We start from the raw sequence: 21,304 nt of genomic DNA, 5'->3' as shown, positions 1-21,304 counted from the left end.
GACCTCAGGCCGGGGCCCAGCAGATGCCGTAGGTCTGGCCGCCCTCCCACTGCTCGGCGCTGGGGAACTCCCAGGACCACTCGTACTTGAGCGGGTCGTCGGCGACCTCGGCGGCAGCGGCCTTGCAGTCCTCGGCGCCGGCGCTGTTGACCTTCGCCTCGCCGGGGTACTTCCCGGAGCCGAGGTCGATGACCGACAGTGCCCGCCAGGTGTGCTTGAGGGAGCACGGGACGCGCTTGAAGGACTCGGACTTCGGTGACGCCGTGCCGCACATCCGGAACGGCTCGGCGGTCTCGGAGTCGCCCAGGACGCCCTTCATGTTGCCCTTGAGGGTCATCAGCGCCTTGGGGCCGGCGATGCCGATGACGTCGCAGCGGAACCAGTTGGCGCCGGCCTCGGACTCCTCGATCGTCGGCGTGAACCAGACCGGGCGCAGCATCGAGAGCCGCAGGTCGTCGGCGTCGCCGCCGAGATACTTCGTCACCTTCCGGGGGCACGCCTCGGCGACCTGGGCCGCGACCTGCTCGGAGTCGACCGCGACGAGGTGGCCGTCGACGACGTTCTTCAGCCGGCCCACGGCGTACGTCTGGGTGGTGTGCTTGCCCTTGCAGGAGATCGCGGTGCCGCCGGCGGTCGGGGCCAGCGCCTCCTCGTAGGTGAGGTCGTAGCAGGCCCCCTCCTTCGGGGACGGAGCCGCCGACGCCGAGGCGGACGGAGGCGCCGAGGAGGGCGACGGAGCCGACTTCGGCTCGCCGCCACCGCAACCGGCGAGGGCCATGGCCCCCACGACGACGAGAGCGCCCCACAACGGCGCCGCTCGCTTCGGGCTCCGCTTCAGCGTGTCTGGCATGCTCACTCCTCGCTCACCGCCCAGCAGACCGCCCAGCGGTTGCCGGCGTTCCACTCCTTCTCTCCGAACCATGTGTACCCGTAGTCGAAGCTTTCCGGGTAGCCCAACCAGGCCTGGACCGAGCCCTTGCAGTACTGCGAGGCCTTCTTCTTCGACTCCGCGACACCGAGGAACTTGGTCTTGGCCTCGCCCAGCTTGATGGTCGTCACCGCGCGCATCTGGTGCGGCTCGGAGCAGGGGACCTTCCCGGAGGCGACGGTCTTGCCGGTGGCGCACACCATCCAGCGGTCCTCGACGTCCTCGACCTTCTTGACCTTGAGGAGGTTGCGGGTGGTGGTCGGCAGGTCGACGTACTCGGCGCCCTGCTGGCCACCGCCGACCACGTCGCAGCGGATCCAGCGCGCGCCCTCCTCCCAGGCCTTCTCCGAAGGTCCGAAGTAGACGTGGGAGAGCATCGAGCGCATCAGCAGGCTCTGGTCGGATCCGACGTACTTCTCCAGCAGCTTGCGGCACTGGCTGAAGGCCCACTCGTTGACCTTCTCGTCGCCGTACTCCGCGTCCTTGAACTCGTCCGGGAGCGGTCCGGCGCCGAAGGTCTCGGCGTTGTGCGGCTCGTCGCAGGCGACGTACTTGTCGAAGTTGTAGGCCTCGGCGACATCCTCGTGGGTGAGGTTGCGGCACTTGCCCACCTCGGGCAGCTCGGTCGAGTCCACCTGCTTCGGGTCCTCGCCCTTGGCAGCCGCCCGATCACCGCCGCACCCGCTGAGCGCGAGGACGGCGAGCACCACGATCAGGAGCGACACGGATGTCGTACGTCTGGGGGTATGGCCGATCACGGGGATCGACTCTACTTGCGAATCCATGAGCAGGCCGAAAGCCCGGAGCGGAAGGCACAGTTCAGTCGAGGACGGCGGCCAGCGTGGCTCCCAGCTCGTAGGCCGCCTCGAGGTGGGTGTCCTCGACGTCTCCCAGGACGTCGAGGATGTCGTAGGCCTGAGCCCATCCGAGGGCACCGACGATGGACTGCACCGAGCGGATCGCGCCGGTGGTGTCGTAGCGGCCGTGGACGTAGAGCCCGTAGGGGCGCTTGGTGGTGGCACCTGCGGATTCTCCCGCGCCACCGGACGGGTCGAGCGCGCCACCGACGGCAAGGAAGGTCGAGTCGAAGAAGTGCTTGAGGGCGCCCGACATGTAGCCGAAGTTGGCGCTCGTGCCGAGCACGTAGCCATCGGCCGCCAGGACGTCCTCGGCGCTCGCCTCCAGGGCGGGACGTACGACGACCTCGACCCCCTCGATCTCGGGGTCGTTGGCGCCGGAGACCACCGCGTCGGTCAGGCGCCGCAGCGACCGGGTGGGGGAGTGGTGGACGATCAGCAGCCGAGCCATGGTCACAGCCAACCATTGTTGTCGGCGGTGAGCACGGCCTCGGTGCGGTTGGCGGCGCCGGTCTTGCCGATCGCCGCGGAGAGGTGGTTGCGCACGGTGCCCTCGGAGAGGACGAGCCGGGCCGCGATCGTGGCGACCGGAGAACCGTCCCGGGCGGCGCGGAGCACCTCGGTCTCGCGCTGGCTCAACGGTGACTCGCCGGCCACCAGCGAGTCGGTGGCGAGCTGTGGATCGACGACGCGCAGCCCCTGGTGCACGCGGCGTACGGCGTCGGCGAGCTGGGCCGCCGGGGTGTCCTTGACGACGAAGCCGGAGGCGCCGGCCTGCAGAGCCCGGCGCAGGTAGCCCGGCCGGCCGAAGGTGGTCACGATCAGCACTCGTGTCGCCGGGGTGGTGCGGCGCACCTCGGCGGTCGCAGAAATGCCGTCGAGCCCCGGCATCTCCACATCCAGCAGCGCGACGTCCGGATGGTGCTCCAGCACCGCCGGCACGACCTCGGACCCGCTGCCGACCTCGGCGACGACCTCGAGGTCGGGCTCGAGGCCGAGGAGGGCCGAGAGGGCGCCGCGTACGAGCGCCTGGTCGTCGGCGAGGAGCAGCCTGATCGTCACGAGGTGACCTCTCTGTCGGCGGACATGACCAGCTCGAACCCGGATCCCGTACGCGTCGTCAGCACGGCACCCATGGCGCCGGCCCGCTCCCGCAGACCGGTCAGCCCGGACCCGGACTCGTTGCCGGCCCGGCGGCCGTGGCCGTCGTCGTGGACGGTCACCGACCTCGGGGTGAGCACGATCTCGCACCGGTGCGCACCGGAGTGCCGGATCACGTTGGTGACCCCCTCGCGGATCGTCCAGGCGAAGAGCTCACGCAGCCCGGAGGGGACCTCGTCGGTGGACTGGGGGAGCACCGGCTCGATCCCGGCGGCCTCCAGCGCCGCCCGGGCTCGGGCGAGCTCGCCCGGCAGGGTCAGCTCGCGGTAGCCCTCCACGGCACGGCGTACGTCGGCGAGCGCGTCGCGGGAGAGCCGCTCCAGGTCGGCGAGCTCCTGCTTGGCCCGGTCCGGGGCGACGTCGACCAGGCGCTGGGCCAGCTCGGCCTTGACCGTGATGACGGTCAGCGAGTGGCCGAGGATGTCGTGCAGGTCGCGGGCGAACCGGTTGCGCTCGTCGGCCAGCGCCAGCCGGGTGTTCTCGTGCTGGGCGCCGATGAGGGCGACGTTGCGCCGAATGACCGACCGTACGCCGAGCATCGCCGCCGACGCCGCGCAGACGGCGAACGCGGTGTCGATCTGCGAGCCCCAGCCCGGCACCAGGCCGGTGATCGCGACGCCGCCCGCGATGCAGACGATCGCGACGTAGACGGCCGGGGTCGGCAGCGTCATCACGCAGGCGACCGCGACGTAGACCAGACCGGCGATGCCGCCCTCGCCGAGCGTGGCGATCATGACCGCGGCGAGCAGGCCGAGCACGGCGAGATAGGGAGCCACGAAGCTCGCCGGCGGCTGCTCGACGAGCCGGAGCATGCCTCGCGCCCGGACCCAGACCAGCATGTAGACGACCGCGAAGCAGAGCGTCGCCGCCATCCCGATCACGCCCTCGGCGGTGTCGCGAGCCTGCCAGCCGACGTGGAGCGGGGTGATCAGGAAGAAGAGCCAGATGAAGGCGAACCAGGGACCGACGGCGGCCCACCGCCTGCTCGGCGTGGCCGTCAGCGGCCCCTGGTCGATGCTCATGTCGGACACGTTAGTCAGACCCGCGCCGTGTCCTTGCTCATCCGCCAGGCCGCGCCGGCGATGAAGACCAGGAACCAGGCGATCGCGTTGACCACGGCGTACCAGGGCAGCTCGTGGGTCAGCGGCGCCCTCGTCACCTCGGCGACGCCGTACATCGGGGTCCAGTAGGCGATGTGGCGCACCACCGGGGCGTAGGTGCTCAGCGGGATGAAGAGGCCGCCGAGGAAGGAGAGCAGCGCCAGGCCGGGTCCGAGGATCTGCATCGCGTTCTCCCCGGGCACGACGTAGCCGACGAAGACGCCGAGCGCGGCGAAGGTGAGGGTGCAGAACAGGGTCACCACCATGGCCGTGAGCCACACCGAGACCGGCATCTCGGCCTTGCCCTGCAGCTTGCCGATCAGGTTGACCGTCAGGATCGCCAGGGCGCCCATGGTGAGCGCGACGACCGCCTTGGTCAGGATGTACGCCACCGGGTTCAGCGGCGTGAGCCGCAGCTGCCGCGACCAGCCGACCGAGCGCTCCAGGGCCACCATCGAGCCGACGCTCGCCGCGGTCAGCGCGGCGCCGTACATGGCCATCGAGATCAGGATGTACGCAGCGACGTTCCCCTCGCCGGCCGGCTGCTCCCACCCCGACTGCCCGCCGAAGGCGAGCGCCAGACCGGCCGGGAGCAGCAGCGTGAAGATCACCGTACGCCGGTTGCGGAGCAGCCGCCGCAGCTCGATCCTGAGCAGGGTGAGGTTGAAGCCGCCCAGGGGAGGGGTGCGGCGGGCGGTCACTGCGGGTGCTGTCGTCGTGGTGCTCACTGGTCGTCTCCGGTCAGGCTGAGGAAGGCTTCCTCGAGGTTCTTGGACGTGATCTCGAGGTCGCGGGCGGCGGTCTCGGTCAGCAGGAAGCGCGCGACGGCGTCGCTCTCCTTGGTGTGGACGACGACCTGCTCGCCGCGTACGTCGATGCCGTCGATCCCGCCGACGGCGCGCAGACGCTCCTCGGTCTCGGCGGTGAACCTGTCGACCGTGGCGCGCACGGTGCGGCCGGCGGCCAGCGCGCGGATCTCGGAGCCGGTGCCGTCGGCGACGATGCGCCCCTGGGAGATCAGCACGATCCGGTCGGCGTACTGGTCGGCCTCCTCCAGATAGTGGGTGGCGAACATGACCGTCCGGCCGCGCTCGGCGTCGGCGCGGATGGCGTTCCAGAACGTACGCCGCCCCTCGACGTCCATGCCGGTGGTCGGCTCGTCGAGCAGCAGCAGCGCCGGGTCGGGGAGCAGCGCCATCGCGAAGCGGAGCCGCTGCTGCTCACCTCCCGAGCACTTGCCGACCTTGCGGTTCGCGATCCCCTCGATGCCGGCGCCCCGCAGCGCCTCTGCGACCGGCATGGTGTCGGCGAAGAGGCTCGCGGTGTACTCCACCGTCTCGCGCACCGTCATGTCCTTGAGGAGCCCGCCGGTCTGCATCACCGCGGAGACGAGACCGTGGGCGACGGCGTCGCGGGGGCTGCGACCGAGCACCTGCGCGGTGCCGGACGTGGGGCGGGTGAGCCCGAGGATCATGTCGATCGTGGTGGTCTTCCCGGCTCCGTTCGGCCCGAGGAACGCCACCACCTCCCCCTGGTCGAGGTCCAGGTCGATGCCGCGAACCGCCTCGACGGCACCGAAGCTCTTGGTGACCGAGTCGAGGCGCACGGCGGACGTGGTGCGGGTTGGTGTGGCAACGCTCATGCCGACAAGCGTGGCCCGAGGTCACCCGAGATGCCTCGTCCCTTCCTCACGACCGTGAGGTGACAAATGTCAGGCGACCAGCCGGCGGCCGGTGACCTCCTTGGGGCGCAGCCGCACCCACAACGGACGAGGGCCGGCCGGCCAGGGATGGAGGTTCTTGACGACGTCGGGGATCTGGTCGTCGCGATAGAGGATCTCGGCGCGTCCCTTGAACAGCACCGACCAGCCCACATGGGTGTCGGGGGCGAGGTCGTCGACCAGCAGCGCGACGGCGCTCTCGTCGATCTGCTCGGCCATCGAGGAGTGGGCCGAGGTGCGGATCCAGAGCGTCTCCTCGTGCACGACGTGGTTCACCGGCAGCACCACCGGGCCGCGCGGGCCGGTCCAGCCGATCCGGGAGATCTGGGTGTCCGCCGCGAACCGCCAGGTCTCCTCGACCGTGAGCTCTTCCAGTTGGGCCACGCCCGTTCCTCCCCTTCGTCGTCACTTCCGCGTCTCAGCGTTGAGGATCAATCGCCCCGCGCGGCCAGTCTGCCAGTTCTGTTCTGTTATTGTTACCGAGTCATGATGCGCAGCCTCCTCCTTAGCTGCCGCAGCGGGGTCTGAGAAGCCGGACTCCCTCGCTGCGGAGGTTCGACGTGCGCCGGCACTCGCTCCCACCTGATGAGGACTCCATGACCAACCTGAGCAACTCCAGCAACCAGCAGAAGACGTCGGGGATGCCGCACGAGCGCTATCGCGCGTTCGTTCCCGTCGACGTACCCGACCGCACCTGGCCCACCAAGAAGATCACCAAGGCTCCGCGATGGCTCTCCACCGACCTGCGTGACGGCAACCAGGCCCTGATCGACCCGATGACGCCGGCGCGCAAGCTGCGGATGTTCGAGCTGCTGGTCGCGATGGGCTACAAGGAGATCGAGGTCGGCTTCCCGTCGGCCTCGCAGACCGACTTCGACTTCGTGCGCAAGCTGATCGAGGACGATCGGATCCCCGATGACGTACAGATCTCGGTCCTGACCCAGGCCCGCGAGGACCTCATCTCGCGCACCGCCGAGTCGATCGCCGGCGCCCCGCGCGCCACGATCCACCTCTACAACGCCACCGCGGAGCTGTTCCGCCGGGTCGTGTTCAACGTGACCCCGGCCGAGTGCATCGGGATCGCGGTGCGCGGCACCGAGATGGTGATGAAGTACGCCGAGGAGTACGTCCCGGAGCTGATCGGCACCGAGGACTTCGGCTACCAGTACTCGCCCGAGATCTTCACCCAGACCGACACCGACTACGCCCTCGAGGTCTGTGAGCGGGTCTCGGACGTGTGGCAGCCGGAGGCCGGCCGGGAGATCATCCTCAACCTGCCCGCCACCGTGGAGATGTCGACCCCGAACACCTACGCCGACCAGATCGAGTACTTCGGGCGGGGCCTGACCCGCCGCGAGCACTCCGCCATCAGCCTCCACCCGCACAACGACCGCGGCACCGCGGTCGCGGCCACCGAGCTCGGCCTGATGGCCGGCGCCGACCGCGTCGAGGGCTGCCTGTTCGGTCACGGCGAGCGCACCGGCAACGTCGACCTGGTCACCCTGGGCATGAACCTCTTCTCCCAGGGCATCGACCCGCAGATCGACTTCACCGTCGGCGGCGGCATCGACGAGATCCGCCGCACGGTCGAGTACGTCACCAACATCAACGTCCACCCGCGCCACCCCTACGCCGGCGACCTGGTCTACACCGCTTTCTCCGGCTCCCACCAGGACGCCATCAAGAAGGGCCTGGAGGACCTCGACCGGATCGCCGCCGAGGCCGGCAAGGACGTCAGCGAGATCCCGTGGGAGGCGCCCTACCTGCCCATCGACCCCAAGGACGTCGGCCGCACCTACGAGGCCGTCATCCGGGTCAACAGCCAGTCCGGCAAGGGCGGCGTGGCCTACCTGCTCAAGACCGAGCACTCCCTGGACCTGCCGCGTCGTGCGCAGATCGAGTTCTCGCGGGTGGTCCAGCAGCACACCGACTCCGAGGGCGGCGAGGTCAGCCCGGAGGAGATCTGGTCAATCTTCTCCGCGGAGTACCTCGAGCGCGAGGAGCCGTACGCCCTGGAGAGCTGGTCCTCGGTGACCGACGCCGAGGGCGGTGACCAGCAGGTCGTCGACCTGCGGGTGCGCGGCGAGGCCCGCACCTACAAGGGCGCCGGCAACGGCCCAGTGGCCGCGTTCGTCGACGCGCTCAAGGAGGCCGGCGCCGAGATCCGGGTGCTCGACTACGCCGAGCACGCGCTCTCGGCCGGTGGCGACGCGGCCGCGGCTGCGTACGTCGAGTGCGAGATCGCCGGCGAGATCGTGTGGGGCATCGGCATCCACGAGAACATCGTCACCGCCTCCCTGCGGGCTGTGGTCTGCGCGGCCAACCGCGCTCAGGCGGTCACGATCCCGCGCGGCTGACCCTTCGCTGAGATCTGCCGAGTCGGCGCGTTCTGACGCGCCGACTCGGCGACTCCTGGAGGCCGATCAGCAGTCCCAGCGCGACCACCGCGGTGCCCAGCCAGACCATCGGTCCGGGCACGACCCCGTTGAGAGGTACGCCCAGGGCTGCCGCCGCCACGGGCACGACGCCGGTCAGCAGCCCGGCGCGGCCGGAGCCGAGGCGCTTGACCGCGGTGAACCAGAGCAGGAACGCGAGCGTGGTGACGACCGCCGCCAGGTGGAGCGCCGCGAGCAGGTCGCCGGTGTCGAGCGTGGTGACGGCGGCCGGTCCTTCGGTCGTGACACCGATGACGGCCATGCCGGCGGTGGCCATCCACACCGAGTGGAACGAGACGCCGAAGGCACCCAGGCGCGGGAGGACGGGCACCGCCAGGAGCGTGAAGCCTGCCTCGCAGACCAGCACGAGGAGCGCGTAGCCGACCCCGGCCGCATCGGTCTTCCCGAAGCCCTCGACCACGACGGCGCCCGCGGTCACGACCATGGCCCCGATGATCACTGTGCGAGCCGGGAGGGTGCGGGTCGCGACCGCCGGGACGACGGCGAGCAGCATCGGAACCGCGGCGACGGCGACGCCGATCACCGCCGGCTCGGCATGGGCGACACCGCGGACGACGCCGACGTTGAAGAGCACCAGGCCGGCGGTGGCGACTCCGGCCAGCCAGAGCCACTCGCGACCGCGGGGCCGCGGCACCCGCCAACCGGTGACGCGGGCGACCGCGAGCAGGAGGAGGGCGGCGAGGGCGTACCGGACGCTCTGCAGGGTGAAGAGCGGGGCATCGGTGATCGCGGCCGAGACGGCGACGCTGCTGCCGACGCAGACCATCCCGGTCGCGGCGAAGACGATGCCGAGCAGGGTGCCGCGGCGGCGCGCCGCTCCGCCGGGGTCGGCGATGCCGTCGGAGGCGATGTCAGGGAGGGCTTCGGTGGTCATGTCTACGAGGTTCGCGCCAACTTGGTCTGGCAGACAGATCCAAACCTGACCTGGCAGAGTGGACCAAGTGACCGGCGCGGACTTCCTCCAGCTCGACCCGGCCGGCGTACCGTCGGGCGGGCTGGCGACCTGGCTGACCGGTGCGCTGCGCGACGCGGTCGCCGACGGTCGACTCGCGGTCGGTGCCCGGGTGCCGGCCTCGCGCACCCTCGCCACCCAGCTCGGCCTCTCGCGCGGGGTGGTGGTCGAGGCGTACCAACGGCTCACCGACGAGGGGCTGCTCTCGGCCCGCAGTGGCGGCGGCACGCGGGTGAGCGCGGTCCCCGGAGCCGTACGCCGTCTCGGTGCCGCCACGCGACTGCCGACTCCCGATCTGGACCTCTCCCCGGGAGTGCCCGACCTCTCGGCCTTCCCACGGGCCGCGTGGGCGAAGGCGTCGCGCGAGGTGATCGCCGAGATCGGCAGCGCCGACCTCGGCTACGGCGACCCGCGCGGCGTGCCGGCGCTGCGCGAGGCGCTCGCGGTCTGGCTGGGCCGCACCCGCGGCCTCACGGTCTCGCCCGACGAGATCCTGGTGATCAACGGCGTCGCCCAGGGGCTCGTGCTCCTGGCGCGCTGGCTGGAGGAGCGTGGCCGGACCAGGGTCGGCTTCGAGGAGCCGGGATCCTACGGCGGCCGGGTGCACCTGCAGCGGTGGGGGATGACGACGGTCCCGGTGCCGGTGGACGGCGACGGTCTGGACGTGGCGGCGCTCGAGGCCAGCGGCGTCGATGCCGTCGTGGTCACGCCGGCGCACCAGTTCCCGACCGGGGTCGTGCTCTCCCCGCAGCGGCGTCGAGAGCTGGTCGAGTGGGTCCGGGCGGAGCCGGACCGGCTGGTGATCGAGGACGACTACGATGCCGAGCACCGCTACGACCGGCCGCCGGTCGCGGCGGTGAAGGTGCTCGCACCCGACCGGGTCGTCCACCTCGGCAGCGTCTCCAAGACGCTCGCACCCGCGATGCGGATCGGCTGGCTGGTCGCCCCGTCCGGCATGCAGGAGGAGCTGGTCGAGGCTCGCTACTGGCTCGACCTGGCCAGCCCGGCGCTACCCCAGATCATCCTGGCGCGGATGCTCACCTCGGGTGCCTTCGAGCGACACCTGAGACTGGTCCGGCAGCGACACAAGGCTCGCCGCGACGCCCTGCTCGAGGCGCTCACCGAGCACCTGCCGGCGGTTCGGGTCCGAGGCGTCGCGGCCGGACTCCACGTACTCGCGACGCTTCCCGACGGGGTCGACGACGCGGCTCTTGCCGCGGCCGCGCTCGAGGCGGGCATCGCCGTGCACCCGTTGAGCCGGCACCGCGAGGGTGAGGGTCCGCCGGGGCTGGTGATCGGCTACGCGGCGACGACCCCTGACCGCCTCCGGGAGGCGGTCAGGCGGCTGGCGCCGCTGATCTCCTAGGAGCTCCTAGGACTCGACGTCGTACTTCGCGCAGAGACCCAGGCGGCTGCCGGCCATCCAGGCGGTCTTGAACGGCGGCTTGAACATCGTCGCCTCCGCCGGACAGCCGCCCAGCCCCTGGACGTTGGTATCGCTCTGCTCGGGATAGGTGTCGCCGGTCATCTCGAAGGTGTCCACGACGATGTAGTCGTGGGTGGTCCCGCAGCGGACGACCTTGTCGATCTTGCTGTCGATGCAGGCCCGCAGGTCGGTCGGGAACGGGTCGGGCACCGGGTCCTCGGGCATGTCGATCATCGGTGCTCCCTGGACCGTCACCCCGACATCGCACCGGACGTAGCGGTTGCCGTCGTTCCAGGTGGCCTCCGCGGGCCAGTACCAGCTCACGATGTAGGCGGTGCGGGCCAGCGTCTCGGGTTGCAGCCCGAGGCCGGTCTCCAGGCGGGTGAAGCAGGCGGCCCCGGCGGCCTCGTTGTCGTTGTAGGTCTTCACGTCGGTGGCGACGTGGAAGGTGTAGAGCGTGTGCGGCTCGGCGCAGTCGACCGGCTCCGTCTCGTCGACGAACTCGGTCGCCGCGGCGTAGTCGAGATCGCGGCACTCGCCGACCACGGGTACGTCACTTCCACCGTTGTTCACGAAGTAGATCAGCCCGGCGACGAGCCCGATGACCACGACAGCGGCCAGGCCGCCGACCAGGAGCCCGGTGCGCTTCCGCTTCTGCGGGTGCTGCGTCGCGATGCTGGTCGGCACCGTCGTGGGCTGCTCGAAGGGTGATCCGGTCGGCGGCCCGCTGGGGGGTCCGCTGGGTGGCCCGCTCGGCGGGCCGACGGGTGGCACCTGGGACGCCGACTTCTGCCACGGCGAGGTCGAGGAGGTCGAGGTGGGTGGCGGAGGCTGAGGCGCGGAGTGCGGCTGCCCGGGGGAGACGCGGGTGCCTGCGACCGCGCCGCGGAGCCCGTCGGCGAACGAGCGTGCGTCGGGCCAGCGGTCCTCGGCCCGGGGCTCCAGCGCCCGGGCGATGGCCTGGCTGATCGGGGCCGGGAGGGGACGTACGGAACCTGCCTCGGGGACTCGGGAGGTGAGCCCGAGAGCGGGGGCGGGGGAGCGGCCGGCGAGCAGCGCCCAGGCGACCGCGCCGAGGGCCCGTACGTCGGCGCGATGGTCGATCGGCAGCGACGGGTCGAGTTGCTCGGGCGCCATGTAGGACGGGGTGCCGATGTCGCGGGTGACCTCGTTGAGGGAGTCGAGCGAGCGGGCCACACCCAGGTCGGCGATCATCACCCGGCGAGCGCCGGCGGTGCCGCCGGAGGTCTCGGAGGTGACCAGCAGGTTGGCGGGCTTGATGTCGCGGTGGATCACCCCGCGAGCCTTCAACGCCATGAGGCCGTCGGCGGCCTGAGTGACGATCTCGGCGACCTCGTGCACGTCCAGACCGCCGGGGGAGGCCGTGAGCAGGTCGGCGACCGAGCCGCCGTCGGCGTACGACATCACGAAGAAGGGGATGCCGGTGCTCGTCTGGCCGATGTCGTAGACACGCACGACATGGGGTGAGTCGACCGAGCGGAGCAGCCGCGCCTCCTGGAGGAAGCGCTTGTGGATCTCCGGGTTCGACACCCATCCGGGGGCGAGCGCCTTGACCGCCACGTGGGAGTCGAGATCGGGGTCGTAGTAGAGCCAGACGGAGGCGAAGGCACCGGCGCCGATGTGGCGGACCTGCTGCAGCCGCCCGAGACTGGTCGGGAAGGTCGCGCTCATGGCCGAATCATGCCCTGAATCCTCCGGGAGGCGCTGCGGTGACACCTACTTGAGCAGGTTTCGCTAAGAAATCGAGACCTACTTCCCGAAGCGTTCCTTGTCCCGCTTGACCGCGGCGTGCGCCTCGGAGCCGATGTTCTCCCTCAGTTCCACGGCGGACTCGCGGATGGCGTCGGAGATGATCTCGTGGACCCGAGTGTCGGCCAGGCCCTCCTCGACCAGACGCAGCACGGTGTCGGCCACGAGCCGGACGACGTCGTCGTGGAAGGGGAGATACCGCAGCTTGCCGGTCGCCTGGTCCTGCCGGATGAGGTCGATGATCAGCGCGTCGATCTCGGCGCGGTTCTCCTCGATCGCGGTGGAGATGTGCCGGGTGTAGTTGCCGGTCTGGACCACCGCGATCACCTCGTCGAGCACCGCGACCGTGATCGGCGTCCGGATCGCGTTGACGATCGCCCCGGAGAACCTCCCGACCACGTACGCCGTGATGCGGTCGCCGAACGTGCGGTCGGCCACACGCATCAGCCGCACGAAGATGACCACCACCCGCAGCAGCCGGAAGGCGCGGAAGGCCGGGTCCGAGAGCGGGATCATGCCGAGGATCTCGTACCAGTAGAGCGCCAGGAACTTCCACCCCAGCCCGGACCTGACCCAGCGGACGCTGAACTCGACGAAGAAGATCCCGCAGATCACGTAGTCGGCGATGATCACCCGGTCTTCCCAGACTCCGGGTACGTCCCAGAAGGTGATCCAGACCAGCAGGACGACCGAGATGATCGCGAGCGCGAGCATCAGCCAGTCGACCAGTGTGACCGGCGGCGTCGCCGGGGCGCCCGGCTCGCGATCGTCGTGGCGACGGACGATGCCTGTGGAGCTCATGGTGGGCACGATAGGAGACGCGTCCACCAAAGCAGGTCAACCACACGCGTCGTTGCCATCATGTGGCATCGACGTCGGTCTGTCGCTGCCGCGGTTGTCGGTGCCACGCGGCAGAATGGTGTCGTGCCCCTCTACCGCGACGAGGCCATCGTGCTTCGCACCCACAAGCTCGGTGAGGCCGACCGCATCATCACCATGCTCACCCGTGACCACGGACGGGTGCGTGCGGTGGCGAAGGGCGTGCGGCGCACCACCTCGCGGTGGGGATCGCGGCTGGAGCCGTTCACCCACGTCGACCTGCAGTTCGCCGAGGGGCGCAACCTCGACACGATCACCCAGGCCGAGACGCTGACCCTGTTCCATGCCGGGATCGGGCTGGACTACGACCGCTACACCGCCGGCACCGCGATGCTCGAGACCGCCGACCGGCTGGTCCACGAGGAGGGCGAGCCGGCCCCGCAGCAGTATCTGCTGCTCGTCGGCGGGCTGCGGGTGCTCGCCCAGGGCGACCGGCTTCCCCGGCACGTGCTCGACTCCTACCTGCTCCGCTCGCTGGCGGTCGCCGGCTACGCGCCCTCTTTCGAGGCGTGCGCGAGGTGCGGGCTGGAGGGTCCGCACCGCTGGTTCAACGTGTCCATGGGCGGCGCGCTGTGCACGACCTGCCGGGTGCCCGGTTCGGCGACGCCCTCGCCCGAGACGCTCACCCACCTCGGCGCGCTGCTCTCAGGTGACTGGGATACCGTCGGCCGCGCCGAGGACCGGACCAGCAGGCAGGCGAGCGGGTTGGTCGCCGCGTACCTCTCCTGGCATCTGGACCGCAACCTGCGCTCGCTCGAATACGTCGAGAGCTGAGGAACGATGGCCCACTCCCACGGCCACTCCCACGGTGAGCACGATGCCGAGGTGGAGGTCGAGGTCCTGCCGCGGATGGTGCTGACGGTCTCGCTGGTGCTCGTCGCCGTGCTCACCGTCGTCGGGGTGGCTCTGTGGTGGCCCGACCGTGCCGCGGTCGACAAGCTCCAGGGGTCGCAGGAGTTCATCGCCGAGGGCGTCGTCTTCGAGACCGCCGACGTGGTCTCGGTCTCGGAGCCGTGCAGCACCGAGAACACGCCGAAGGGCTGCAACACCGCCACCGTGACCCTCACCAGCGGACCCGACACCGGCACCGAGGTCGCGGTGGAGGTCTCGACCCCGATGGCCCGCTCCGGGCTGGAGACCGGCGACGAGGTGGAGCTCTCCCGCATGGAGAAGGAGGGGGAGGCGACGTACGCCTTCTTCGACGTCAAGCGCGGGCCGCCGCTGGTCCTGCTGGTCGGCCTCTTCGTCGCGTGTGTCGTCGCCGTCGCGCGGATGCGCGGGCTGATGGCGGTGCTCGGCCTGGGGTTCGCGGGGGCTGTGGTGTGGCTGTTCCTGCTGCCCGCGCTGCTCTCCGGCGAGCCCGCGGCGTGGGCCGCGCTGGTCTCCTCGGTGCTGATTCTCTACGTGGTGCTCTACACCACCCACGGGTTCTCGGTGCGTACGTCGGTCGCGCTCGCCGGCACCCTGGCCGGGGTCGCGGTGACCGCACTGATCGGCACCTTCGCCATCGGTGCGAGCCGGCTGTCCGGACTGGGCTCGGAGAGCGGTCAGACGCTCTCCTCGCTCGACGCCGCGCTCGACCTGCAGAGCCTGCTGGTCGCCGCGGTGATCATCGCCGGCCTCGGCGCGCTCAACGACGTCACCATCACCCAGGCCTCCGCGGTGTGGGAGCTGCGCGCCGCCGGCCCGGACACGTCACGCTGGGACGTCTTCCGCGGCGCGATGCGGATCGGCCGTGACCACGTCGCCTCGACGATCTACACGATCGTGTTCGCCTACGTCGGCAGCGCGCTGACCCTGCTGCTGGTGATCCAGCTCTACGACCGCACCTTCCTCTCGCTGCTGACGACCGAGCAGATGGCCGGCGAGATCGTCGCCACCATGGCCGCGGGCATCGGGGTGGTGCTGGCGATGCCGATCACTACGATCATCGGCGCGCTGACCGTCCCCGGTCCGGCCGGGGACCCGGCGGAGATGGAGTACGACGCGCCCCGGCGCGCGATGGTCCCGCCCAGGCCGCAGCCGCCTCCTGGGTATCGGCCGACTAGGGTTGGGCCTCGTGAGCAAGCCGGTCCGTACCCCAACACCCCACCCGTCCGGGGCTACCCCGCCCCCGGTCCCCAAGGACCTCGTCCCGCACCACGTGGCGATCATCATGGACGGCAACGGCCGATGGGCCAAGGACCGTGGCCTCCCCCGGACCAAGGGCCACGAAGCCGGTGAGTCCTCGCTCTTCGACGTCGTCGAGGGAGCCATCGAGATCGGCGTGAAGGCGATCTCGGCCTACGCGTTCTCCACCGAGAACTGGTCGCGCTCGCCCGACGAGGTGAAGTTCCTGATGGGGTTCAACCGCGACGTCATCCGCCGCCGCCGGGACGAGATGAACGAGCTCGGGGTCCGGGTGCGTTGGGCCGGTCGTGCGCCGCGGCTGTGGAAGTCGGTCATCAACGAGCTCAAGATCGCCGAGGAGATGACCAAGGACAACACCGTCTGCACGCTGACGATGTGCGTCAACTACGGCGGTCGCGCCGAGCTCACCGACGCCGTGCGGCGGATGGGTGAGGACGTACGCGCCGGGAAGCTGCGTCCGGAGAAGATCACCGAGAAGACCTTCGAGCGTTACCTCTACGTCCCCGACCTCCCCGACGCCGACCTCATCTGGCGCACCTCCGGCGAGCAGCGGCTGTCCAACTACATGCTCTGGCAGGCCGCCTACTCCGAGTTCGTCTTCACCGACGTGCTGTGGCCCGACGTCGACCGCCGCCACCTGTGGCACGCCATCGAGACGTACGCCTCCCGGGACCGCCGCTACGGCGGCGCCCTCCCCAACCCCGTCTAGCCGAGACGTCACTCGCGTCGGCCGAGGCGTCACGTACGTCGGGCGAGGCGTCACGTACGTCGGGCGAGCCGGCAGCGAGGTGGCACGTCGGCCGACGCGAGTGACGCTTCGGCCGACGTAGGTGACGCTTCGGCGAGCTAGCGGCAGTCGGTGCAGGTGCCGAAGATCTCCAGGGTGTGGGAGACGTCGGTGAAGCCGTTGTCCTCGGCCATGGTCTTGGTCCAGCGCTCGACGGCGGGGCCCTCGACCTCGACGGTGCGGCCGCACTGACGGCAGACCAGGTGATGGTGGTGGGTGTCGGAGCAGCGGCGGTAGATCGTCTCGCCGTCCTCGGAGCGCATCGCGTCGACCGCGCCGGCCTCGGCCAGCGCGGTCAGCGTGCGGTAGACGGTGGCGAGGCCGACGGTGCCGTCGAGACGGGAGTGGATCTCCTGGGCGGAGTGGAAGCCGTCGTAGGTCCGTAGCGCCTCGGCCACGGCGAGCCGCTGCTTGGTGGGGCGCAGGGAGCTCGGGGGATCAATGCTCGTCATAGTGCTCTCCCTCGGCACCGACGTGCGCCGCGTGCCGGTGCCCGTCGTGGATGTAGTCGACGTGGTCGCCGTGCTCGACGGCGACGTGGCCACACTTCTCGCCGTGGTGGTGCGGGTGTGCCTCGTCGACCGGCTTCTCCACGGGCGCGGTCTCCGGGAACGGGGCCACGAGCGCCCGCCGGCGGCGTAGCCAGGCGCCGATCGGCCAGACCAGGAAGAACCCGGCCAGGGCGACCAGCACGATGCTGGGTCCCGGCTGGACGTTGGCGCCGGTGCGGGAGAGCGCGGCCGCGAGCACCAGGCCGCCGACCGAGGCGGCCAGGCCGGCGCCCATGGCACCGAGCAGCGTCATCCGGAACGACCGGGTCAGCTGCTGCACGATCGCGACGGGTACGACCATGAGGGCGGAGACGAGCAGCAGCCCGACGGTGCGCATCGCGATCACCACGCTCAGGGCAGCGAGCACGGCGACGAGGATGGAGTAGAACCGCACCGGCAGCCCGGCGACCTTGGCATAGTCGGCGTCCTGGGAGACCGCGAACAGCTGTGGCGAGAGGCCGACGCAGATCACGATCAGCACGACCGCGAGGGCCATCGTCACGAGCAGGTCGTCGACCGAGATCGTCAGGATCGAGCCGAAGAGGAACTCCTGGAGCCGGGAGGCGCCGGTGCCGGCGAGCCCGGTGACGAAGACACCGCCGGCGAGCCCGCCGTAGAAGAGCATCGCCAGGGCGACGTCGCCTTCGGCGTGGCCGCGCTCGCGCACGATCTCGATGACCACGGCCCCGGCGATCGCCACGATCACCGCGGCCCAGGTCGGCGAGGTCTGGGTCCACAGGCCGATCGCGACGCCGGTGACGGCGACGTGACCGATGCCGTCACCCATCAGCGCCAGTCGCCGCTGCACGATGTAGGTGCCGACCGCCGGCGCCGCGATCCCGACGAGGAACGCCGCGATCAGGGCCCGCTGCATGAACGGCACCGAGAAGAGCTCGAGAAGAGTCATCACAGTTCCTTGAGCGGGGTCGGGACGGCGGCGCTGGGCTCGGGGGTCGAAGCGTCGTCGCAGTGGACGTGCCCGGCGTCGAAGCCCTGGGCGTGGACGTCGGCGTCGGAGAGGGGCGGGCCGTCGTAGGCCTTGCGCCCGTCGCGCATGACGACGGCGCGGTCGACCAACGGAGCCAGCGGCCCGAGCTCGTGGGCGACCAGCACGATCGTGGCGCCCTCCTCCTTGAGCCGGCTGAGAGCCCCGGCCAGCGCGTGCTGGTTGGGCAGGTCGACGCCGGCGGTGGGCTCGTCGAGGAGCAGCAGCTCGGGGCGGCCGGCGAGCGCCCGCGCGATCAGCACCCGCTGGTGCTGACCGCCGGAGAGCTGGGCGACCCCACGGTGGGCGTACGCATCCATCCCGACCACCTCGAGCGCGGCCCGGATCGCGGCCCGGTCGGCACTGCGCAGCGGCCGCAGCAGCTTGCGGTGGGTGAGCCGGCCGGAGGCGACGACCTCCCAGACCGAGGCGGGTACGCCGCCGGTGGCCGTGCTTCGCTGCGGCACGTAGCCGACCCGGGACCAGTCGTGGAACCCGGCCAGCGGACGGCCGAACAGCTCCAGGCGACCGGCCGAGAGCGGGTTGAGGCCGACCAGGGTGCGTACGAGCGTCGACTTGCCGGAGCCGTTGGCGCCCATCAGCGCGACGAACTCACCGCGCTCGACCGTCAGGTCCACGTCGCGCAGGACGGGGCGTCCGGACAGGGCGACATCCCCGTGCAGGAGCTGCACGGGGACATCGGAGGGAACGGTGCTGTTCCCGTCGGGTTTCACTGACAACCGTTGGCCGCCTTCAGAGCGTCGAGGTTCTGGCGCATGAGGGAAAGGTAGTCCTCTCCCTCGGTGTCTGCCGAGAGGCCCTCGATCGGGTCGAGCACGGCGGTCTTCAGGCCGAGGTCGTCGGCGAGGGTGTCGGCGAGCGCGGTGCTGACCAGACGCTCGGAGAAGATCGTGGTCACGCCGTGCTCCTTGGCGTGCTCGCCGATCTCGGCGAGCTGGGCCGGGTTGGGCTCGGCGTCGGGGGTCAGGCCGGCGATCGACTCGAACTCCAGGCCGTACTTGTCCAGGTAGCCGAAGGCGTCGTGGGAGACGACGACGTCCTTGATCTTGCACTGCGCCAGGCCGGCCTTGAACTCCTCGTCGACCTTCGTCAGGTCCTCGGTGAGCGACTTCGCGTTGGCCTCGTAGGTCTCGGCGTTGTCGGGGTCGGCCTCGACCAGAGCGTCGCGGACGCTCTCGGCGTACTGCGCCATCAGCAGCGGGTCGTGCCAGAAGTGCGGGTCGGACTCGCCGTGGTCGTGCTCCTCCTCGCCTTCGTGACCTTCCTCATGACCCTCCTCGTGGCCTTCCTCGGCCTTGCGGAGCTCGACGACCTTCTCGACGTCGACGACCTCACCCTTGACGTCCTGCTCGACCGCGTCGTCGACGGCCGGCTGGAAGCCGTGCTCGGTGAGGATCAGGTCGGCACTCTGCAGCGCGGCGGTCTGGTTGATGCTGAGCTCGAGGTCGTGCGGCTCGACGCCCGGCTTGGTGAGGGGAGTGACCTCGGCGAGGTCCCCCGCTACTCGCTCCGCGACGAACTCCAGCGGGTAGAACGCGGCTGCGACCTGGACCTTCCCCGAATCTGATCCGGAGGCGGAGGAACCGGAGTCGTCGGAGAGGGCGGCACAGCCGGAGGTGAGCAGGAGCGCGCCGACAGCAAGGAGGCCGGCGGAGCGAGCAGTGGGGGTCATGAGAACCATTCTCAGACTAGTTGAGAATGGTTGTCAATTCCTTCCGGGATGCCGAACAGCAGACGTACGCCGGTCACGCGGGGGAGGTCGATGCGGTTGCACCGCTCGGCGAGGCCCGGATCGCCGGGCCAGGAGCCGATGATCAGCCCGTCGGGCTCGTGGCCACGAGCGCGCAGCGCGGCCACGGTCAGCTCGGTGTGGTTGAGGGTGCCCAGGCCGGCCGCGGTGACGACGACGAAGGAGGTGGGGGTGCCGCCGACGAGGAGCGCATCGGCCAGGTCCAGGAGCGTGCCGCCGTCGGTGTCCAGCCGCACCAGCAGCCCACCTGCGCCCTCGACCAGGACGAGATCGTGGTCCCTGGTCAGGGCTGAGATCGTCGGAGCGTACGCAGCGACCGGTGGGATCGAGACCCCGGCCCGCCGGGCGGCGGTGTCGGGTGCGAGCGGCTCCTCGAGCCGGGTCAGCTCGTGGACCTCGATCCCGGTCAGCCGGTGGATCTCCTCGGCGTCGCAGTCGCCCTCGGCGGTGCCGGTCTGCACCGGCTTCACGACGGTGACCTTCTCGCCGTTCGTACGCGCCCGGGCGGCCAGCGTCGCCGTCGCGACGGTCTTGCCGACGCCCGTGCTGGTGCCGGTGACGATCACTACCCGCCCGCTCATGCCGCGCCCCGGGATGCAGACCGAGCTACTTCGGTGTCGGTGCACTTCCTTCGTGGAGTTCCGCGAAGGAAGTGAGCGCTGACCGAGCTACCTCGGTGAACATTCGGCCGCTCGCTCACCGGACCTCACCCACGATCTTGTCGATGGCCTTGGCGGCCCGGTCCCAGCCCTCGTCGGTGATGCCCGCCCCGGCGGTGACCCGCAACCGGGAGACGCCGTCGGGGACCGAGGGCGGGCGGAAGCAGCCGACGCGTACGCCCTCGGTCAGCAGCTCCGCCTGTGCCGCGACCGCCGCCTCGGGCGAGGGCATCGGGACCGACAGCACCGCTCCGGCCGGCACCGGGATCCCGAGGGTCCGGGCCAGCTCGGTCACGCGGGCCCTGATGGTGTCGGCGAGGTCCGGGCGGGCGCGCGCGACCCGCGCCGCGGCCAGCGCCGCGGCGGTGGAGGCCGGGGCCAGCCCGGTGTCGAAGATGAACGGGCGGGCCGTGTTGATCAGATGGTCGAGGACCGCTCGCGGCCCCAGTACGGCTCCGCCCTGGCTGCCCAGGCTCTTGGAGAGCGTCGCGGTGACGAGCACGTCGGGCCGCCCGGCGAGGCCGTGGCGGTGGACGAGGCCCGGCCCGTGCACGCCGACGCCGTGCGCCTCGTCGACGACCAGCAGGGCGCCGAACGCCGCGCACACCTCGGCGAGCTCGGCCAGCGGCGCCTCGTCGCCGAGCACGGAGTAGACCGACTCGGCGAGCACCAGGGTGCGTACGCCCGGCCGGGCGGCCAGGGCCGCGTGCACCGCGGTCACGTTGTTGTGCGGGACGACCGTCAGCTGGGCGCGGGAGAGCCGCACCGCGTCGATCAGCGAGGCATGGATGTGTGCGTCCGAGACGACATGGGCCGTCCGATCGGCCAGCGCGCCGACGACCGCGAGGTTGGCGTGGTAGCCGGTCGAGAACGTCAGCGCGCCCGGCTGACCGAGCCAGTCGGCGAGCTCGTCCTCCAGCTCGCCGTGCAGCGTCAAGGTGCCAGTGACCAGCCTCGACGCACCCGCGCCGCCACCCCAGAGCATCGCCGCGTCGGCCGCGGCGCGGCGTACGTCCGGGTGGCCGGACAGGCCCAGGTAGTCGTTCCCGGCCAGGTCGACACTGTGCGCCTTCGAGGTGGCGTCGTCGGGTCCGCGCGGGCGCAGCCGCCGGGTCAGCCCCGCCTCCTCCCGTGCCGTGGCCGCCTCGTCCAGCCAGGTCTGCCAGCCCATC

21 protein-coding genes and 1 pseudogene are annotated in these 21,304 nt (G+C 70.9%); 5 read left to right on the top strand and 17 right to left on the bottom strand.

From position 1 onward, the window contains the following. Nucleotides 1-4 precede the first annotated feature (4 nt). From ACIRON_RS12630 to ACIRON_RS12595, 8 genes are all read right to left on the bottom strand, one after another. Nucleotides 5-850, bottom strand: a complete 846-nt coding sequence (locus ACIRON_RS12630; RefSeq protein ID WP_402992645.1) for a septum formation family protein — start codon at nt 848-850, stop codon at nt 5-7. Between the two features lie 2 nt (nt 851-852). Beyond that, entirely contained in the window at nt 853-1,686 is an 834-nt protein-coding gene (locus ACIRON_RS12625; RefSeq protein WP_402992644.1) for a septum formation family protein, read from the bottom strand. Between the two features lie 61 nt (nt 1,687-1,747). Next, nucleotides 1,748-2,236 (bottom strand): flavodoxin family protein, encoded by a 489-nt coding sequence (locus ACIRON_RS12620; RefSeq protein ID WP_402992643.1) that lies wholly within the window; start codon nt 2,234-2,236, stop codon nt 1,748-1,750. 2 nt (nt 2,237-2,238) lie between these two features. Continuing rightward, entirely contained in the window at nt 2,239-2,847 is a 609-nt protein-coding gene (locus ACIRON_RS12615; protein ID WP_402992642.1) for a response regulator, read from the bottom strand. Then, complete coding sequence (locus ACIRON_RS12610) at nt 2,844-3,968, bottom strand: sensor histidine kinase (protein WP_402992641.1); 1,125 nt, start codon at nt 3,966-3,968, stop codon at nt 2,844-2,846. The genes ACIRON_RS12615 and ACIRON_RS12610 overlap by 4 nt, the downstream gene beginning before the upstream one ends. 14 nt (nt 3,969-3,982) lie before the next feature. Next, nucleotides 3,983-4,774, bottom strand: a complete 792-nt coding sequence (locus tag ACIRON_RS12605; protein ID WP_402992640.1) for an ABC transporter permease — start codon at nt 4,772-4,774, stop codon at nt 3,983-3,985. Next, nucleotides 4,771-5,688, bottom strand: a complete 918-nt coding sequence (locus ACIRON_RS12600; protein ID WP_402992639.1) for an ABC transporter ATP-binding protein — start codon at nt 5,686-5,688, stop codon at nt 4,771-4,773. Before ACIRON_RS12600 ends, ACIRON_RS12605 begins: the two co-directional genes overlap by 4 nt. Nucleotides 5,689-5,757: 69 nt before the next feature. Further along, nucleotides 5,758-6,150 (bottom strand): pyridoxamine 5'-phosphate oxidase family protein, encoded by a 393-nt coding sequence (locus ACIRON_RS12595; RefSeq protein ID WP_402992638.1) that lies wholly within the window; start codon nt 6,148-6,150, stop codon nt 5,758-5,760. 212 nt (nt 6,151-6,362) lie between these two features. On the opposite strand from ACIRON_RS12595, the gene leuA reads away from it, so the two are divergent. Further along, a complete protein-coding gene (leuA, locus tag ACIRON_RS12590) occupies nt 6,363-8,123 on the top strand; it encodes a 2-isopropylmalate synthase (protein ID WP_402992637.1) in 1,761 nt (586 codons plus the stop codon). Here the strand turns inward: leuA and ACIRON_RS12585 are convergent. After that, a complete protein-coding gene (locus ACIRON_RS12585; protein WP_402992636.1) occupies nt 8,104-9,096 on the bottom strand; it encodes a DMT family transporter in 993 nt (330 codons plus the stop codon). The two genes, leuA and ACIRON_RS12585, sit on opposite strands and share 20 nt — an antisense overlap. Before the next feature lie 67 nt (nt 9,097-9,163). Here ACIRON_RS12585 and ACIRON_RS12580 point away from each other — a divergent pair, with 67 nt between their 5' ends. After that, entirely contained in the window at nt 9,164-10,540 is a 1,377-nt protein-coding gene (locus ACIRON_RS12580) for a PLP-dependent aminotransferase family protein (RefSeq protein WP_402992635.1), read from the top strand. Between the two features lie 6 nt (nt 10,541-10,546). Here ACIRON_RS12580 and ACIRON_RS12575 read toward each other — a convergent pair whose 3' ends face one another. Continuing rightward, nucleotides 10,547-12,292, bottom strand: coding sequence for a protein kinase (locus ACIRON_RS12575; protein WP_402992634.1), 1,746 nt, complete (start codon nt 12,290-12,292; stop codon nt 10,547-10,549). A 78-nt stretch (nt 12,293-12,370) separates the two neighbouring features. Continuing rightward, a complete protein-coding gene (locus tag ACIRON_RS12570; protein WP_402992633.1) occupies nt 12,371-13,171 on the bottom strand; it encodes an ion transporter in 801 nt (266 codons plus the stop codon). A gap of 123 nt (nt 13,172-13,294) precedes the next feature. Here ACIRON_RS12570 and recO point away from each other — a divergent pair, with 123 nt between their 5' ends. The 3 genes and pseudogenes from recO to ACIRON_RS12555 all read left to right on the top strand — a co-directional run bounded on the left by recO (nt 13,295) and on the right by ACIRON_RS12555 (nt 16,088). Beyond that, the gene (gene recO / locus ACIRON_RS12565; RefSeq protein WP_091048583.1) at nt 13,295-14,023 is read left to right on the top strand and encodes a DNA repair protein RecO; all 729 of its coding nucleotides are present in this window, start codon (nt 13,295-13,297) and stop codon (nt 14,021-14,023) included. A 6-nt stretch (nt 14,024-14,029) separates the two neighbouring features. Beyond that, a pseudogene (locus ACIRON_RS12560) lies at nt 14,030-15,175 on the top strand (YibE/F family protein); the annotation flags it as partial. Between the two features lie 124 nt (nt 15,176-15,299). Next, on the top strand, nt 15,300-16,088 hold the full coding sequence (locus tag ACIRON_RS12555; protein ID WP_218131394.1) for an isoprenyl transferase: 789 nt from the start codon (nt 15,300-15,302) through the stop codon (nt 16,086-16,088). Nucleotides 16,089-16,225: 137 nt separating this feature from the next. Here ACIRON_RS12555 and ACIRON_RS12550 read toward each other — a convergent pair whose 3' ends face one another. The 6 genes from ACIRON_RS12550 to ACIRON_RS12525 all read right to left on the bottom strand — a co-directional run bounded on the left by ACIRON_RS12550 (nt 16,226) and on the right by ACIRON_RS12525 (nt 21,303). Further along, nucleotides 16,226-16,618 (bottom strand): Fur family transcriptional regulator, encoded by a 393-nt coding sequence (locus ACIRON_RS12550; protein WP_091048587.1) that lies wholly within the window; start codon nt 16,616-16,618, stop codon nt 16,226-16,228. Beyond that, nucleotides 16,605-17,624, bottom strand: a complete 1,020-nt coding sequence (locus ACIRON_RS12545; protein ID WP_091048590.1) for a metal ABC transporter permease — start codon at nt 17,622-17,624, stop codon at nt 16,605-16,607. The genes ACIRON_RS12550 and ACIRON_RS12545 overlap by 14 nt, the downstream gene beginning before the upstream one ends. After that, nucleotides 17,624-18,394, bottom strand: a complete 771-nt coding sequence (locus tag ACIRON_RS12540) for a metal ABC transporter ATP-binding protein (protein ID WP_402992632.1) — start codon at nt 18,392-18,394, stop codon at nt 17,624-17,626. Before ACIRON_RS12540 ends, ACIRON_RS12545 begins: the two co-directional genes overlap by 1 nt. A 38-nt stretch (nt 18,395-18,432) precedes the next feature. Further along, nucleotides 18,433-19,395, bottom strand: a complete 963-nt coding sequence (locus tag ACIRON_RS12535) for a metal ABC transporter substrate-binding protein (RefSeq protein ID WP_402992631.1) — start codon at nt 19,393-19,395, stop codon at nt 18,433-18,435. Nucleotides 19,396-19,406: 11 nt separating this feature from the next. Then, nucleotides 19,407-20,054: a dethiobiotin synthase gene (bioD, locus tag ACIRON_RS12530; RefSeq protein ID WP_402992630.1), complete on the bottom strand. Its 648-nt coding sequence runs from the start codon at nt 20,052-20,054 to the stop codon at nt 19,407-19,409. A gap of 115 nt (nt 20,055-20,169) precedes the next feature. Then, nucleotides 20,170-21,303 (bottom strand): 8-amino-7-oxononanoate synthase, encoded by a 1,134-nt coding sequence (locus ACIRON_RS12525; protein ID WP_402992629.1) that lies wholly within the window; start codon nt 21,301-21,303, stop codon nt 20,170-20,172. Nucleotide 21,304 lies beyond the last annotated feature (1 nt).

This window comes from Nocardioides sp. NPDC101246 (genome assembly GCF_044767415.1).
GTDB lineage: Bacteria > Actinomycetota > Actinomycetes > Propionibacteriales > Nocardioidaceae > Nocardioides.
The sequence above is the reverse complement of the archived record's forward strand: the minus strand, read 5'-3'. Positions and strand labels throughout refer to the sequence as shown.

Coding starts and splice junctions, on each gene's coding strand:
- ACIRON_RS12570 (WP_402992633.1), bottom strand. CDS start 13,171: ATGAGCTCCACAGGCATCGTCCGTCGCCACGACGATCGCGAGCCGGGC.
- ACIRON_RS12575 (WP_402992634.1), bottom strand. CDS start 12,292: ATGAGCGCGACCTTCCCGACCAGTCTCGGGCGGCTGCAGCAGGTCCGC.
- ACIRON_RS12610 (WP_402992641.1), bottom strand. CDS start 3,968: ATGAGCATCGACCAGGGGCCGCTGACGGCCACGCCGAGCAGGCGGTGG.
- ACIRON_RS12620 (WP_402992643.1), bottom strand. CDS start 2,236: ATGGCTCGGCTGCTGATCGTCCACCACTCCCCCACCCGGTCGCTGCGG.
- ACIRON_RS12630 (WP_402992645.1), bottom strand. CDS start 850: ATGCCAGACACGCTGAAGCGGAGCCCGAAGCGAGCGGCGCCGTTGTGG.
- bioD (WP_402992630.1), bottom strand. CDS start 20,054: ATGAGCGGGCGGGTAGTGATCGTCACCGGCACCAGCACGGGCGTCGGC.
- ACIRON_RS12535 (WP_402992631.1), bottom strand. CDS start 19,395: ATGACCCCCACTGCTCGCTCCGCCGGCCTCCTTGCTGTCGGCGCGCTC.
- ACIRON_RS12550 (WP_091048587.1), bottom strand. CDS start 16,618: ATGACGAGCATTGATCCCCCGAGCTCCCTGCGCCCCACCAAGCAGCGG.
- ACIRON_RS12585 (WP_402992636.1), bottom strand. CDS start 9,096: ATGACCACCGAAGCCCTCCCTGACATCGCCTCCGACGGCATCGCCGAC.
- leuA (WP_402992637.1), top strand. CDS start 6,363: ATGACCAACCTGAGCAACTCCAGCAACCAGCAGAAGACGTCGGGGATG.
- ACIRON_RS12525 (WP_402992629.1), bottom strand. CDS start 21,303: ATGGGCTGGCAGACCTGGCTGGACGAGGCGGCCACGGCACGGGAGGAG.
- ACIRON_RS12600 (WP_402992639.1), bottom strand. CDS start 5,688: ATGAGCGTTGCCACACCAACCCGCACCACGTCCGCCGTGCGCCTCGAC.
- ACIRON_RS12545 (WP_091048590.1), bottom strand. CDS start 17,624: ATGACTCTTCTCGAGCTCTTCTCGGTGCCGTTCATGCAGCGGGCCCTG.